The sequence below is a fragment of the Cellulosimicrobium sp. NPDC057127 genome, from assembly GCF_042670945.1.
Classification (GTDB): Bacteria; Actinomycetota; Actinomycetes; order Actinomycetales; family Cellulomonadaceae; genus Cellulosimicrobium.
In genome coordinates this window covers 14,544-28,284 of sequence record NZ_JBHUUP010000003.1, presented here as the reverse complement: position 1 = coordinate 28,284, position 13,741 = coordinate 14,544, and the positions used below count along the sequence as shown (strand labels likewise).

Sequence of the window (13,741 nt, the reverse complement as noted above, 5' to 3'; positions counted from 1 at the left end):
GACGGCGGTGCTCAGCGACCGGTACCGGCCGGCGGCTCGTCCTCGGTCGCCGACGGCCGCGTCGACGGCGCGGGCGGCGGGGACGCCGGCTGTCCCCCGAGTGGACGCGGGGTCGCGCCCGTGGCCGGTGCGGCCGGCCGCTCCCCTGCACCACCGGGGTACTGGCCCTGCTCGGTCTGCGGGTCGAACGGCAGGCCCGAGCGCGTGCCCGAGCTCGTCGCGTCGGCCGTCGCGGCCTCCGCCTGCCGTCGCGCCTCCGCGAGCGCCTCCGCCGGGTCGGTGAGCGACGGCGTGCCGAACTCCACGCGCTCGCGGTCGCGCTCGCGCCGGGCGGCGACGGCGGCCTCGTCCGGGGCCGACGACCCGTCGCCGTCCGTGGCCGCCGTACCGGCACCGCCGGGAGCGCCGAAGCCCTGCGCGATGGAACCGAGCGCGGCCGTGAACTCCGTCGGCACGACCCACAGCTTGCTCGCGGTCCCGTTGGCGATCTGCGGGAGCATCTGCAGGTACTGGTACGCGAGGAGCTTGGGGTCCGCGTCGCCCTCGTGGATCGCGTCGAAGACCTGGAGGATCGCGCGCGCCTCGCCCTCGGCGCGCAGGATCTGGGACTGCGCGTCACCCTCGGCGCGCAGGATCGCGGCCTGCTTCTCGCCCTCGGCGGTGAGCACCTGGGACTGCTTGACACCCTCAGCGGTGAGGATGGCCGCGCGTCGGTCGCGCTCGGCGCGCATCTGCTGCTCCATCGAGCCCTGGACGCTCGGCGGCGGGTCGATCGACTTGAGCTCGACGCGGTTGACGCGGATCCCCCAGCGCCCCGTCGCCTCGTCGAGCACGCCGCGCAGCTGGCCGTTGATCTGGTCGCGGCTCGTGAGCGTCTGCTCGAGGTCCATGGACCCGATGACGTTGCGCAGCGTCGTGACCGTGAGCTGCTCGATCGCCGTGATGTAGTTCGCGATCTCGTACACCGCGGACTTCGGGTCGGTGACCTGGAAGTAGATGACCGTGTCGATGCTGACGACGAGGTTGTCCGACGTGATCACCGGCTGGGGCGGGAACGACACGACCTGCTCGCGCAGGTCGACCGACGCCCGGACACGGTCGATGAACGGGACGAGCAGGTGCAGGCCCGGCTCGAGCGTGCGGGAGTATCGCCCGAGCCGCTCGACGATGAGCGCCACGGCCTGCGGGACGATCCGCACCGCCTTGACGAGCGCCACGACCACGACGATCAGGACGAGCGCGAGGACGGCGTACGCGAGGATCGTTCCAGGGCTGAGGTCGTTCATCGGCTACCTCCAGGTCGTCGGTCCCGCCGCGGTCCGGCGAGGGGCGTCGGGTCACGGTGCGCGGTCGGCGCCGCGAGCAGGTCACGCACCGTTCGGGTGCGTCGCGGGCGACGGTGCCACGACGGCGGTCGCGCCGTCGATGCGCACGACCCGCACCTCGGCGCCGCTCGGGATCTCGGCGGTGCCCGGCTCGGTGCGTGCGGTCCAGACCTCGCCGGCGAGCTTCACGCGTCCGCCGAGCTCCGTGACGCGGTCGACGGCGAGCGCGGCTCGTCCCACGTGCGCGGCGACGTTGGTCTCGGCGAGCGGAACCCGGTCGCGCAGGTGCCGCAGGAGCCACGGCCGCAGGGTCACGAGCAGGACGACGCTCACGACGGCGAACGTCAGAATCTGCAGCCACAGCGGTCCGCCCGCGGCGCTCACACCGGCCGCGGCCAGGGCTCCGCCGGCGAACATCACGAGGACGAGGTCCAGGGAGATGATCTCGATCAGTGCGAGGAGCAGCCCTGCCCCGACCCACAACAGCCAGTCCATCGCGACCCCCGTTCGACGTGCGGCCTTTACGATGACTTTACCGGATGAACCGGCCGTCACGCACGCGCTGGCGACAGCCGGACGCGCGCCTCGGCTCGCCGTCAGGGGATCAGGACGCCGCCGTCAGGGGCGGGCGGCGCGCGCCATCCAGCGACCGCCGCCGTGCGCGACGATCAGCGGGAGGCCGAACGCGTCGCTGAGGTTCTCGGCAGTTAGCACCTCGCGGATCGGGCCGGCGCGGTGGACCGCGCCGTCGCGCAGGAGCATGAGGTGCGTGAACCCGGGCGGGATCTCCTCGACGTGGTGCGTGACGAGCACGAGCACGGGCGAGCGGCGGTCGCCCGCGAGCTCGCCGAGCGCACCCACGAGCTCCTCGCGGCCCCCGAGGTCCAGCCCCGCGGCCGGCTCGTCGAGCAGGAGGACCTCCGGGTCGGTCATGAGCGCGCGCGCGATCTGGGTGCGCTTGCGCTCGCCCTCCGACAGCGTGCCGAACCGCCGCTCGGCGAGCGCGTCCATCCCGAACGCGCGAAGCAGATCGTCGGCGCGCTCGGTGTCGAAGTCCTCGTAGCTCTCGCGCCAGCGGCCCGTCACCCCGTACGCGGCGGTGAGCACGACGTCGCGCACGGTCTCGTCACCCGGGATGGACTCCGCGAGCGCGGCCGACGCGAGGCCGATGCGCGGGCGCAGCTCGAACACGTCCACGCGGCCGAGACGCTCCCCCAGCACGTCGGCGGTCCCGGACGTGGGGTGCATGCGCGCGGAGGCGACCTGCAGGAGCGTCGTCTTGCCGGCGCCGTTACGACCCAGGACGACCCAGCGCTCCCCCTCGTTCACCCGCCAGTCCACCGCGTCGAGGATGGCCTTGCCGCCGCGTCGGACGCTGACGCCCTTCAGGTCGAGAACCGCGCTCATGGTCCCCGACCCTATAGGTTGGCCGACGTGGTTTCCCATTCGTCCGACGGCCCCGGAGCGGGCTCCGCGTCAGCGCCCGGAGCGCTGCCGCGCAGCGCCCTCCTCGCGCTGTGGCTGCGCTCGTCGCAGGCCGGCGACGAGGTCCTCGCCCGCGCCGTCCGTGCCGTCGAGCGCGACGACGAGCCCCACGTGGTCTCCGGCGCGCTGGGCGACGTGCGGCTGAGCGACCTGGTGGGCGCGTGGTCGGGTGCCACGAGCGCCGTCGTCGCGCTCGCCCCGGTGCCCGGCGACGTGACGGGCGTGCCGCCCGAGGCGGCCGCGGCGGCGACCGACGTCGGGGAGTGCGTGCTCGTCACCACCCCCGCGGGATCGTGGGCGCTCGTGCCCGAGGTCACCGAGTTCGGCAGCGAGCTCGAGCCGGGCCACCTCGTCACGTGGCACGTGACCGCGGTCGCGCCGTGGGCGACGCGTGTGCTGGGCGCGGCCGGGACGCTGGCGGAGGCCGAGCGCGAGCTGCGGACCGCGCTGCTCGTGGCGACGCAGGCGCTGGACACGCTCGACGTCGCACGCTGGCGCGAGGACGCGGCCGAGGCGATCGCCGGCCTGCGCTCCGGCGGCGCCCCGGGGTGGCAGCTGCCGCGCGACCTCGACGCCCGTGCCGTGCGCGTGCTGGAGCAGGCGGTCCGCCTGCGCACCATCGTCGAGCTGGCCACCGTGGACGACGGCGGCGCGGTGAACCTGTGGCAGGCCGACCAGCGCTCCACGGCGCTGCGCGAGGTCGACCGCGCGTCGCGCCGCGCGGTCGGCGCCGCCACGCTCTGGACGGACGACGCCGCGGGCGCCCCGGGGCGCTGACCGCTACGCCGTCTCGAGCACCGTCCGGTACACCTCGAGGGTGCGCTCGCCGATCGCGTCCCACGCGAAGTGCTCCTCGACGCGGCGTCGCGCTGCCGCGCCCATCTGCGCCGCGTGCGCCGGGTCGGCGACCACCCGCGCGAGCGCCTCGGCGAGGTCGGCGACGAACCGGTCCGGGTCGAGCGGCGTGCCCGTGCCGTCGTCGGCCTGCTCGATGGGCACGAGCAGCCCGGTCACGCCGTCGTCCACGACCTCCGGGATCCCGCCGGTCGCCGTACCGACCACGGGCAGCCCGACGGCCATCGCCTCGAGGTTGACGATGCCGAGCGGCTCGTAGACCGACGGGCACACGAACACGGTGCAGGCGGAGAGCACCGCGACGAGCTCGGCCCGCGGGAGCATCTGCTCGATCCACACCACGCCCGTCCGCTCGGACTGGAGGACCTCCACGGCACCGCTGACCTCGGCCGCGATCTCGGGCGTGTCCGGGGCGCCCGCGCACAGGACGAGCTGGACCTCCGGCGGCAGGGACCGTGCCGCACGCAGGAGGTAGGGCAGGCCCTTCTGGCGCGTGATGCGCCCGACGAACACGACCGCGGGGCGCTCGGGGTCGATCCCGAGCCCGCGCACCACCCGGTCGGCGACCGCGGCGTCGGGCCCGGCCTCGGGGCGCCGCCAGCCGTCGAGGTCGATCCCGTTGTGCACGACGTGGACCCGCGCGGGGTCGACCTGCGGGTACACGCGCAGGATGTCCTCGCGCATCCCGGCGGACACGGCGATCACGCCCGCCGCCCCCTCGTACGCGGTGCGCTCGGCCCACGACGACAAGGCGTACCCGCCACCGAGCTGCTCCGCCTTCCAGGGGCGCAGCGGCTCGAGCGAGTGCGCGGACAGCACGTGCGGCACACCGTGCAGGAGCCCCGCGAGGTGGCCGCCCAGGTTGGCGTACCAGGTGTGGGAGTGGACGAGGTCGGCCCCGGCGACGTCGTCGGCCATCTCGAGGTCGACGCCGAACGTGCCGAGCGCCGCGTTCGCCCCGGACAGGGCTCCGGGCACCGTGTACCCGGTGACGCCGTCGCCGTCGCGCGGCCCGTCGAAGCAGCGCACGCGCACGTCGACGTGCCGGCGCAGGACGGCGGACAGCTCGGCGACGTGCACGCCGGCCCCGCCGTAGACGTGCGGCGGGTACTCGCGGGTCAGCAGGTCGACTCTCACGCGCCACACGCTAGCCCACCAGGATGCGGGTCGTGCTGCGGGGCCCCCACCCGAGGGACTACGGTGCGGGCATGGCCGCCGCACCCCGAGTCCTCGCCATCGTCCTCGCCGGGGGCGAGGGCAAGCGCCTCATGCCGCTCACGGAGTCTCGGGCGAAGCCGGCCGTGCCGTTCGGCGGCATCTACCGGCTCGTGGACTTCGCGCTGTCGAACCTCGTGAACTCGCACTACCTGAAGATCGTCGTGCTCACGCAGTACAAGTCGCACAGCCTGGACCGGCACATCACGAAGACGTGGCGCATGTCGGCCCTGCTGGGCAACTACGTGGCGCCGGTCCCCGCGCAGCAGCGGGTCGGCAAGCACTGGTACCTCGGCAGCGCCGACGCGATCTACCAGTGCCTCAACATCATCGACGACGAGCGCCCCGACATCGTGGTCGTCGTCGGCGCCGACCACGTGTACCGCATGGACTTCTCCCAGATGGTCGACGCGCACGTCGAGTCGGGAGCCCGGCTGACGGTCGCCGGCATCCGCCAGCCGATCTCGATGGCCGACCAGTTCGGCGTCATCGAGACCGACCCGAAGGACCCCACGCGGATCGCGGCGTTCCGCGAGAAGCCCACGGACCCCGTCGGCCTGCCGGACTCGCCGAAGGAGATCCTCGCCTCCATGGGCAACTACGTCATGGACGCCGACGCCCTCGTCGACGCCGTGACGGCCGACGCGGCGGACGCCGGCTCCCGCCACGACATGGGCGGCGACATCGTCCCCGCCTTCGTCGAGAAGGGCACCGCCGCCGTCTACGACTTCATCCGCAACGACGTGCCCGGCTCGACGGACCGCGACCGCGACTACTGGCGCGACGTCGGCACCATCGACTCGTACTACGACGCGAACAAGGACCTCATCGCGGTCACGCCCGTGTTCAACCTCTACAACGAGGAGTGGCCCCTGCACACCGGCTACACAGGCCTGCCGCCGGCGAAGTTCGTGCACGCCGGGCGCGGGCGCCTCGGCCACGCGGCGGACTCGATCGTCTCCCCCGGCGTCATCATCTCGGGAGCCACGGCGGTCGGTTCCGTCCTCTCCCCCGGGGTCTACCTCCACTCGTGGTCGTCCGTCTCCGACTCCGTGCTCATGGACGGCGTGCAGGTGCACCGCCACGCGCAGGTGCACCGCGCGATCATCGACAAGAACGTCGTCATCCAGGAGCAGGCACGCATCGGCCTCGACCCCGAGCGGGACCGCGCCCGCGGCTTCACGGTCACCGAGAGCGGCATCACCGTCGTGCCGAAGGGCACGGTCGTCGAGTGAGCACGCCGTCCGCCGACGTCGCCCACGGCACCGGGACCGACGCCGGGCGGCCGGACGGGTCGCGGCCCGCACGCCTGCTCGTCATGGACGTCGACTCGACGCTCATCGCCCAGGAGGTCATCGAGCTCCTCGCCGACCACGCCGGCACGCGCGATGAGGTGGCGGCCGTGACGGAGCGGGCGATGCGGGGCGAGATCGACTTCGCCGCGTCGCTGCGCGAGCGCGTCGCGACGCTGGCCGGTGTCCCGGTCGAGGCGTTCGCCGACGTCCGCCGCCGCGCGACGTTCACCGCGGGCGCGCCCGAGCTCGTCGCCGAGGCGCGGCGCCGCGGGTGGGAGGTCGGCCTCGTGTCCGGCGGGTTCGAGGAGGTCGTCGCGCCGCTCGCCGCCGAGCTCGGCATCACGCTGTACCGCGCCAACCGCCTCGAGGTCGCGGACGGACGACTGACCGGTCGCACCCTCGGCCCGGTGGTCGACCGCGCCGCCAAGGCGACGACGCTGCTCGAGCTCGCCGCGCGCCTCGGCGTCCCCCGCGAGGACACGATCGCCGTGGGCGACGGCGCGAACGACCTCGACATGATCGGCGCCGCCGGCGTCGGGATCGCGTTCGCCGCCAAGCCGCTCGTGCGCGAGCAGGCGCCGTACTCGGTCGACGGCCCACGGCTCGACGCGGTGCTCGACGTCGTGGACCGTGCGGACGCCGAGCGCCGTCAGGCCGGAGGGCGTCCCACGTAGGTCAGCTGCGCGACCTGTGCGCCCCACTCGGCCCAGGCGGCCGTGGACTCGAGCACGCTGTAGGTCGCGGTCGGCACCCCGACCCGCACCTGGGCGAGCGCACCGCCGTCGGAAGCCGGGTCCGCGAGAAAGGACGCCGCCGACGCCATCGTGGGCTCGTGCCCGATGACCAGCAGCGTGCGCACGCGCGCGTCGGTCGTGCGCAGGAGGCCGAGCACGTCGTCGACGTCCGCCGCGTAGAGCGCGTCGCTGATCGTCACCTCCGGCTCGGCGTCACCGAGGTGCGCCGCCAGCAGCTCCCACGTCTGCCGCGTGCGCAGCGCGGACGAGCACAGCACGCGGTCCGGCACGAGCCCGCCGTCGCGCAGCGCCGCACCGACGCGGCCGGCCTGGCGCCGGCCGTCGAGCTTGAGCGGGCGCAGGACGTCGTCGACGGCCCCCGCCCGCTCCGCCTTCGCGTGGCGCAGCAGGACGAGCCGGTGCACGGCGCCGTCCCCACCCGGTGTCACGGCCGTCACTGACCCATGGCGTGCACGCCGCCGTCGACGTGCACGATCTCACCCGTGGTCGCCGGGAACCAGTCCGAGAGCAGCGCGACGACGGCGCGCGCGGCCGGCTCCGCCGTCGTCTGGTCCCAGCCGAGCGGGGCGCGCCGCGGCCAGGCGTCCTCCATCGTCTCGAAGCCGGGGATCGACTTCGCGGCGGTCGTGCGGATCGGGCCGGCGGAGACCAGGTTGGCCCGGATGCCGTCGGGGCCGAGGTCGCGCGCGAGGTAGCGGTTGGCCGACTCGAGGCCCGCCTTCGCGACGCCCATCCAGTCGTACACCGGCCAGGCGAACTGCGCGTCGAACGTGAGCCCGACGACCGCGCCGCCGTTCGTCATCAGCGGCTTCGCCGCGGTGGCCAGCGACTTGTAGGAGAACGTGGAGACCTGGAGCGCCGTGGCGACGTCCTCCCACGAGGCCGTCAGGAAGTTGCCGCCCATGACCGACTGCGGGGCGAAGCCGATGGAGTGCACGACGCCGTCGAGCGTGTCGACGTGCTCGCGGACGGTGTCCGCCAGGTTCGCGAGGTCCTGGTCGTCGGTCACGTCGAGCTGGACCACCGGCGCCTCGACGGGCAGACGCTTGGCGAACGCCTGCGTGAGCTTCATCTGGCGCCCGAACGAGGACAGCACGACCTCGGCCCCCTCCTCCTGGGCGAGCCGCGCCGCGTGGAACGCGATCGAGGAGTCGGTGAGGACTCCCGTCACCAGGAGCTTCTTGCCGTCGAGCAGACCCATCGGTTTCCTTCCGTCGTGCGCCCGGTCGGCGGGCGCGCTGGGGCGAGCGTACTGAAGAACGTGCGGGGAGAGAGGCGGGCGGCCGGGCCGCGGGACCGTCCGAGGTCGGTCGGCAGTCGCTCAGTGGCCCATGCCGAGACCGCCGTCGACCGGGATCACGGCGCCGGAGACGTACGCCGCGGCGTCGGACGCGAGGAACTCCACCACCCCGGCGACCTCCTCGGGCCGCGCGAACCGCCCGGCGGGGATCTGCGCCTTGTACGCGTCCTGTCGCTCCTGGGGGAGCTCCGCCGTCATGGCCGTGTCGATGAACCCGGGGGCGACCACGTTCGCGGTGATGCCGCGCGAGCCCAGCTCGCGCGTGATCGAGCGCGCCATGCCGACCAGCCCGGCCTTGGACGCGCCGTAGTTCACCTGGCCCGCGCCGCCGTACAGGCCGATCACGGACGAGACGAGCACGATGCGTCCGCGGCGCTGGCGGATCATGCCCTTCGTCACACGGCGCACGCACCGGAACGTGCCCGTCAGGTTGACGTCGATCACGGACTCGAAGTCCTCGTCCGTCATGCGCAGGAGCAGCTGGTCGCGCGTCACGCCGGCGTTCGCCACGAGCACCTCGACGGGACCGAGCGCGTCCTCGATCTCGGTGAAGGCGGCGTCGACGGCGGCGGAGTCGGTGATGTCGGCCACGGCGCCGAGGACGCCGTCGGGCAGGTCCCCGCCGCGGTAGACCGTGGCGACGCGGTCGCCGTTCGCCACGAAGCGCTCGGCGACGGCCCGCCCGATCCCCCGGGCGGCGCCGGTGACGACGACGGTGCGCGGGGCGGCTGCGGTGGCTTCGGACACGAGGGCTCCTCGGGAAGGACGGGTGGGGGGTCGTGCCGAACCTACCGTCTGCACGCGGCGCGGTGCGCGCTCGGACCGTCACACCTCCGGCGGGGCGTTTGTGGGGTCCGCACAAAACGTAGACTGCTGAGGTGAGCAGACGACGCGCGGGCGGACGGGCGGCCGACCCCGTCCCGAGCATCACCGCCGCGCCCGAGCCGCTGGCGGACGACCAGGCGCGCCGCACGCGCCGGTACCTCGTCCAGATGGGCGTGCGCGTCGTGTGCTTCCTCGCCGCGATCGCGGTCGCGGACCGGCTGCCCTGGCTCACCGTGGTGCTCGCCGCGGCGGCCGTCGTCCTGCCCTACAGCGCCGTGCTGTTCGCGAACGCGGGACGGGACCAGGCCCACTACGACACGTCCCCGGTCGAGCACCTGCAGCTGCCGCCCGGCGGTGCTCCCGGTGCCCACGGCATCGGGCCCGGGGACCCACCCGAGGAGGACCGGTGACGGACGTGCTGGGGATCGCCGACCCCGTCGGCGACGACGAGCTCGTGTGCAGCGCGAAGGGCTGCCGCGAGCCCGCGGCGTGGGGCCTGCTGTGGAACAACCCCAAGATCCACACGCCCGAGCGCCGCAAGGTGTGGCTCGCGTGCGACGCCCATCGCGACCACCTCGAGACGTTCCTCGGGGCGCGCTCGTTCTGGCGCACGACGGTCCCCGTCGACGAGCTCGAGCGCCGGGCGGCGCCGTGACGCGTGCGCCCGCGCCCGTAGCGCACGACGGCGCGCCGCGGGTCCCGACGACGCAGCGCGCCACCGCGGACGCCCACCAGCCGCGCACGCCGCGCCAGTGGGCCACGCTCGCGGTCGGTGTCGTGGTGCTCGTCGCGCTGTGCCTCGTGGCCGGCCGCTGGCAGTGGAACCGCTACGTGGACCGCGAGGCCGAGATCCAGCGCATCGAGGCGAACTACTCCGCGGCGCCGGTCCCGCTCGCCGACGTGCTCCCGCGCCCCGGTGCGGACCTCGAGGCCGGCGACGTGTGGCGCCCGGTCACGCTCGAGGGCCGGTACGCCACGGACGCGACCGTGCTGCTGCGCAACCGGCCCGTCGGCGGCAGCCCCGGCTTCCACGTCCTCGTGCCGTTCGTCACCGAGCCCACGGCCACGGCCCCGGACGGCCTCGTCGTCGTGGTGGACCGGGGCTTCGTGCCGCTCGGCACCGACGCGGTCACGGCGGGCGAGGTGCCGGCCGCGCCCGAGGGCGTCGTGCAGGCGACGGTCACGCTGCGGGCCGACGAGCCGTCGTCGTCGCGCGGCGCGCCGGACGGTCAGGTCCAGGCGATCTCGACGGACCAGGTGCTCGCCGCCGGGTCGGACGGCGCCGACTGGGCCGACGGGCGCACGGTCGGCGCGTACGGCCAGCTGCGGACGGAGGACCCCGCGCCCGCGCAGCGGCTCCAGGCCCGGCCGAAACCGGACACCGACCCCGGCTCCCACCTGTCGTACGCGTTCCAGTGGTGCGTGTTCGCGCTCGGCGCGCTCGCCGGCTTCTGGCTGCTCGTGCGCCGGGACCGGCGCGACGCCCGCGGTGAGGACGGCACGCTCACGGCCGGGGACCTGCTGGCCGCCCACGAGCCGGAGGTCGTCCGGCCGCGCCGCGAGCCCCGTGCGCGGCGCGCGACCGCGGAGGACGAGGAGGACGCGCTGATCGACGCCCAGCTCGGGCGTCCTCAGGCGAGCGACACCAGCTCGGCGTAGTCGTCGCTCCACAGGTCCTCGTCGCCGTCCGGGAGGAGGAGCACGCGCTCGGGCTCGAGCGCCTCGACCGCGCCGTCGTCGTGGGTGACCATGACGACGGCGCCCTCGTACGTCTTGAGCGCGCCGAGGATCTCCGCGCGCGACGCGGGGTCGAGGTTGTTCGTCGGCTCGTCCAGCAGGAGCACGTTCGCCGACGACACGACGAGCGTCGCCAGGGCGAGGCGCGTCTTCTCGCCGCCGGACAGCACGTTGGTCGGCTTGTCCGCGTCGTCGCCGGAGAACAGGAACGACCCGAGCGTCGAGCGGACCTCGGTGTCGGTGAGGTCCGGGGCGGCGTGGCGCAGGTTCTCCACGACGGTGACGTCCATGTCGAGCGTGTCGTGCTCCTGGGCGTAGTAGCCGATCTTCAGCCCGTGCCCGGGGTGCACCTCGCCCGTGTCGGGCTGCTCGACGCCGCCGAGGATGCGCAGCAGCGTCGTCTTGCCCGCACCGTTGAGGCCCAGGACGACGACACGGCTGCCGCGGTCGATCGCGAGGTCGACGCCCGCGAAGACCTCCTGCGACCCGTAGGCCTTCGACAGCCCCGACGCGGTGAGCGGCGTGCGCCCGCACGGGGCGGGCTTCGGGAACCGCAGCTTCGCGACCTTGTCGCTCTGCCGCTCCCCCTCGATGCCCGCCATGAGCTTCTCGGCGCGACGCATCATGTTCTGCGCGGCGACGGCCTTGCTGGCCTTCGCGCGCATCTTCTCGCCCTGGGCCTGCAGCACGCTGGCCTTCTTCTCGGCGTTCTGCCGCTCGCGCCGGCGGCGGCGCTCGTCGGACTCGCGCTGCGCCAGGTACGCGTCCCAGCCGAGGTTGTACTGGTCGAGCTCGCCGCGGTTCGCGTCGAGGTGGAAGACCTTGTTGACCGTGGCGCGCAGCAGCTCGACGTCGTGGGAGATCACCACGAAGCCGCCCGAGTAGGACTTGAGGTAGTCCCGGAGCCAGAGGATCGAGTCCGCGTCGAGGTGGTTCGTCGGCTCGTCGAGGAGCAGGGTCTCGACGCCGGAGAACAGGATGCGCGCGAGCTCGACGCGTCGGCGCTGCCCGCCGGACAGCGTGTTGAGCGGCTGCGAGAGCACGCGGTCGTCGAGGCCGAGGTTGCTCGTGATGCGGTGCGCCTCGCTCTCGGCGGCGTATCCGCCCGCGGCGAGGAAGCGCGCCTCGAGCTTCGGGTAGCGCTCCATCGCGGCCTCGTGCGTCTCGGCGTCCGCGCTCGCCATCGCGCCCTCGGTCTCGCGCATCTGGCGCACGATCTTGTCGAGATCGCGCGCCGAGAGCACGCGGTCCAGCGCGACGACGTCGAGGTCTCCCGTGCGCGGGTCCTGCGGGAGGTAGCCGATGTCGCCGCCGCGCGTGATCTTCCCCGCCGTGGGCTGGGTCTCCCCCGCGAGCGTCTTCGTCAGGGTCGTCTTGCCGGCGCCGTTGCGCCCGACGAGGCCGATCCGGTCGCCCGAGGCGATCTGGAACGTGGCCTCGTGCAGCAGGACGCGGGCGCCGACGCGCAGCTCGACGCCGTGGGCGGTGATCACGGGAGGGTCCTCTCGGGTGGCTTCAGGTGCCCGACGGCGGCCGGTCGGCTCGGCCTCGGGCGGGCGCCCGGGCGGGACCGGCCCGCGCGGGGGCCGGGACGATTCTACGGGCCGGGCACGGCAGCTCGGCCGGGCAGGGCCCCGCACCCTCCCGGGTGCACCCCCGCTGTCGCCCCCGGGCGCATGCCACGGGGACGACGCCCTCAGAGCTCGATCGAGTACATGCGCGAGCCCGACACCTTCGTGTAGCCCAGGCTCGCGTAGAGCCCGTGCGCGCCCGAGGGGTTCTCCGTGTCGACGTCCAGGACGGCGTACTGCATGCCGTCGGCGGCGAACGCGCGCATCCCGGCGGCGAGCGCCGCGACCGCGACGCGGTGCCCGCGGTACGAGCGCCGCACGCCGAGGAGCTCGGTGTACCCGAACGTGTACCCCCGCACGGGGAAGTCCTCGTCGTAGCGCCCGGCCAGCTGGTAGCCGACCACGAGCGGCTCGCCCGCACGCAGCGCGGCTGCGGTCGACGGGTCGGTGTGCGGGTCGGCGAGCAGCGTGTCGGCGTCCGGGGCGTCGTCCACGACGAGGAACGACCACTGGGGGGCGAACTCGCTGCGTCCGTGCGTCCACGACTCGGCGGAGCGGGGTTCGCTGCCCCAGTGGTCGCGGAACGCGTCGTTGTGCGCGAGCCGGGTCGCCTCGTCGAGCTCGGCGGACCAGGGCACGACGCGCAGCGACCCCTCGAGCGAGACCTCGGGGACGGGCTCGGCGAGGTCGCGCCGCAGGTCGGAGTAGAAGCGACGGGCCACGAAGCCGAACCGCTCGTACAGGTGCGTCTTGGCCTCGGGGTCGGTGTCCTCGGCGTAGAGCGTGATGCGCGCGGGGATCTCCTTGCCGCTCGCGGCGAGGAGCTGGCGCCCGCGCGCGATCTCCCAGGCGAGCAGCTCGCGCCCGATACCGCGCCCGCGGTGCGTCGGGTGCACGCCGCCGAGGAGGAAGGTGCGGACGGTGCGGACGTCCCCGGGCGCGGTGTCGACGAGGGCCCACGCGCGCAGCGTGCCGTCCGCGTCGGCGCCGACGAGCGAGTCGGTCGCGAGGTCGCGCCAGCTCGCGGTGAACAGGTCCTGCACCTCGGCGATGGTCTCGCGGTAGGGCTCGGCGTCCGCCTCGGCGATCTCGTTCTTCAGCGTGAGCAGCGCGTGGGCGTCGTCCGCCGTGGCCGGTCGCCACGTGAGGTCGCCCGCGGTCACGGACGGCAGCGTCGCCGGTGCGGCGGCACGCTCGGCGATCGGGGCGAGCGTGGTGACGGGTGCGGGGGCGGCCGGGTCGGCCGGAGGGGACGAAGGCATGGAGACAACGCTAGGCGACGCTCCGGCGTCGGGCACGCGCATTTCGTCCGGTACCGCACGGACGCGCAGGTGCTGCGGTGCCGGGACCACTGCGAGAGACGGTGCACCGCGACGCG

15 protein-coding genes are annotated in these 13,741 nt (G+C 74.3%); 6 read left to right on the top strand and 9 right to left on the bottom strand.

Going from position 1 to position 13,741, the window contains the following annotated elements; translation table 11 throughout:
* Nucleotides 1-11: 11 nt before the first annotated feature.
* The 3 genes from ACFTZA_RS03530 to ACFTZA_RS03520 form a co-directional block, all read right to left on the bottom strand.
* Nucleotides 12-1,286 carry an SPFH domain-containing protein gene (locus tag ACFTZA_RS03530; RefSeq protein ID WP_378190841.1) on the bottom strand — a complete coding sequence of 425 codons (1,275 nt, stop codon included), beginning with the start codon at nt 1,284-1,286 and terminating at the stop codon, nt 12-14.
* Between the two features lie 81 nt (nt 1,287-1,367).
* Nucleotides 1,368-1,820, bottom strand: a complete 453-nt coding sequence (locus tag ACFTZA_RS03525) for an NfeD family protein (protein WP_378190839.1) — start codon at nt 1,818-1,820, stop codon at nt 1,368-1,370.
* Between the two features lie 123 nt (nt 1,821-1,943).
* On the bottom strand, nt 1,944-2,732 hold the full coding sequence (locus tag ACFTZA_RS03520) for an ABC transporter ATP-binding protein (protein WP_378190837.1): 789 nt from the start codon (nt 2,730-2,732) through the stop codon (nt 1,944-1,946).
* A gap of 27 nt (nt 2,733-2,759) precedes the next feature.
* Between ACFTZA_RS03520 and ACFTZA_RS03515 the strand changes: the two genes are divergently transcribed.
* The gene (locus ACFTZA_RS03515) at nt 2,760-3,587 is read left to right on the top strand and encodes a hypothetical protein (RefSeq protein ID WP_378190834.1); all 828 of its coding nucleotides are present in this window, start codon (nt 2,760-2,762) and stop codon (nt 3,585-3,587) included.
* Between the two features lie 3 nt (nt 3,588-3,590).
* On the opposite strand, the gene glgA is transcribed toward ACFTZA_RS03515, so the two are convergent.
* Nucleotides 3,591-4,802: a glycogen synthase gene (gene glgA, locus ACFTZA_RS03510; protein WP_378190832.1), complete on the bottom strand. Its 1,212-nt coding sequence runs from the start codon at nt 4,800-4,802 to the stop codon at nt 3,591-3,593.
* A gap of 71 nt (nt 4,803-4,873) precedes the next feature.
* Between glgA and glgC the strand changes: the two genes are divergently transcribed.
* Nucleotides 4,874-6,115 carry a glucose-1-phosphate adenylyltransferase gene (gene glgC / locus ACFTZA_RS03505; protein ID WP_378190830.1) on the top strand — a complete coding sequence of 414 codons (1,242 nt, stop codon included), beginning with the start codon at nt 4,874-4,876 and terminating at the stop codon, nt 6,113-6,115.
* An 83-nt stretch (nt 6,116-6,198) separates the two neighbouring features.
* Complete coding sequence (gene serB, locus ACFTZA_RS03500; RefSeq protein WP_378191419.1) at nt 6,199-6,849, top strand: phosphoserine phosphatase SerB; 651 nt, start codon at nt 6,199-6,201, stop codon at nt 6,847-6,849.
* Here serB and ACFTZA_RS03495 read toward each other — a convergent pair.
* The 3 genes from ACFTZA_RS03495 to ACFTZA_RS03485 all read right to left on the bottom strand — a co-directional run bounded on the left by ACFTZA_RS03495 (nt 6,825) and on the right by ACFTZA_RS03485 (nt 8,977).
* A complete protein-coding gene (locus ACFTZA_RS03495) occupies nt 6,825-7,367 on the bottom strand; it encodes a SixA phosphatase family protein (protein WP_378190828.1) in 543 nt (180 codons plus the stop codon). The two genes, serB and ACFTZA_RS03495, sit on opposite strands and share 25 nt — an antisense overlap.
* On the bottom strand, nt 7,364-8,131 hold the full coding sequence (fabI, locus tag ACFTZA_RS03490) for an enoyl-ACP reductase FabI (protein WP_378190826.1): 768 nt from the start codon (nt 8,129-8,131) through the stop codon (nt 7,364-7,366). Before fabI ends, ACFTZA_RS03495 begins: the two co-directional genes overlap by 4 nt.
* A gap of 120 nt (nt 8,132-8,251) precedes the next feature.
* Nucleotides 8,252-8,977 carry a beta-ketoacyl-ACP reductase gene (locus tag ACFTZA_RS03485; RefSeq protein ID WP_378190824.1) on the bottom strand — a complete coding sequence of 242 codons (726 nt, stop codon included), beginning with the start codon at nt 8,975-8,977 and terminating at the stop codon, nt 8,252-8,254.
* A 131-nt stretch (nt 8,978-9,108) separates the two neighbouring features.
* On the opposite strand from ACFTZA_RS03485, the gene ACFTZA_RS03480 reads away from it, so the two are divergent.
* The 3 genes from ACFTZA_RS03480 to ACFTZA_RS03470 are packed head-to-tail and all read left to right on the top strand — an operon-like array spanning nt 9,109 to nt 10,714.
* Nucleotides 9,109-9,465, top strand: a complete 357-nt coding sequence (locus ACFTZA_RS03480) for a DUF3099 domain-containing protein (RefSeq protein ID WP_378190822.1) — start codon at nt 9,109-9,111, stop codon at nt 9,463-9,465.
* On the top strand, nt 9,462-9,710 hold the full coding sequence (locus ACFTZA_RS03475; RefSeq protein WP_378190820.1) for a hypothetical protein: 249 nt from the start codon (nt 9,462-9,464) through the stop codon (nt 9,708-9,710). Before ACFTZA_RS03480 ends, ACFTZA_RS03475 begins: the two co-directional genes overlap by 4 nt.
* The gene (locus ACFTZA_RS03470; protein WP_378190818.1) at nt 9,707-10,714 is read left to right on the top strand and encodes an SURF1 family protein; all 1,008 of its coding nucleotides are present in this window, start codon (nt 9,707-9,709) and stop codon (nt 10,712-10,714) included. Before ACFTZA_RS03475 ends, ACFTZA_RS03470 begins: the two co-directional genes overlap by 4 nt.
* On the opposite strand, the gene ACFTZA_RS03465 is transcribed toward ACFTZA_RS03470, so the two are convergent.
* Both ACFTZA_RS03465 and ACFTZA_RS03460 read right to left on the bottom strand, forming a co-directional pair.
* On the bottom strand, nt 10,687-12,285 hold the full coding sequence (locus tag ACFTZA_RS03465; RefSeq protein ID WP_378190816.1) for an ABC-F family ATP-binding cassette domain-containing protein: 1,599 nt from the start codon (nt 12,283-12,285) through the stop codon (nt 10,687-10,689). The two genes, ACFTZA_RS03470 and ACFTZA_RS03465, sit on opposite strands and share 28 nt — an antisense overlap.
* 203 nt (nt 12,286-12,488) lie before the next feature.
* On the bottom strand, nt 12,489-13,625 hold the full coding sequence (locus tag ACFTZA_RS03460; protein ID WP_378190814.1) for a GNAT family N-acetyltransferase: 1,137 nt from the start codon (nt 13,623-13,625) through the stop codon (nt 12,489-12,491).
* Nucleotides 13,626-13,741: the final 116 nt, after the last annotated feature.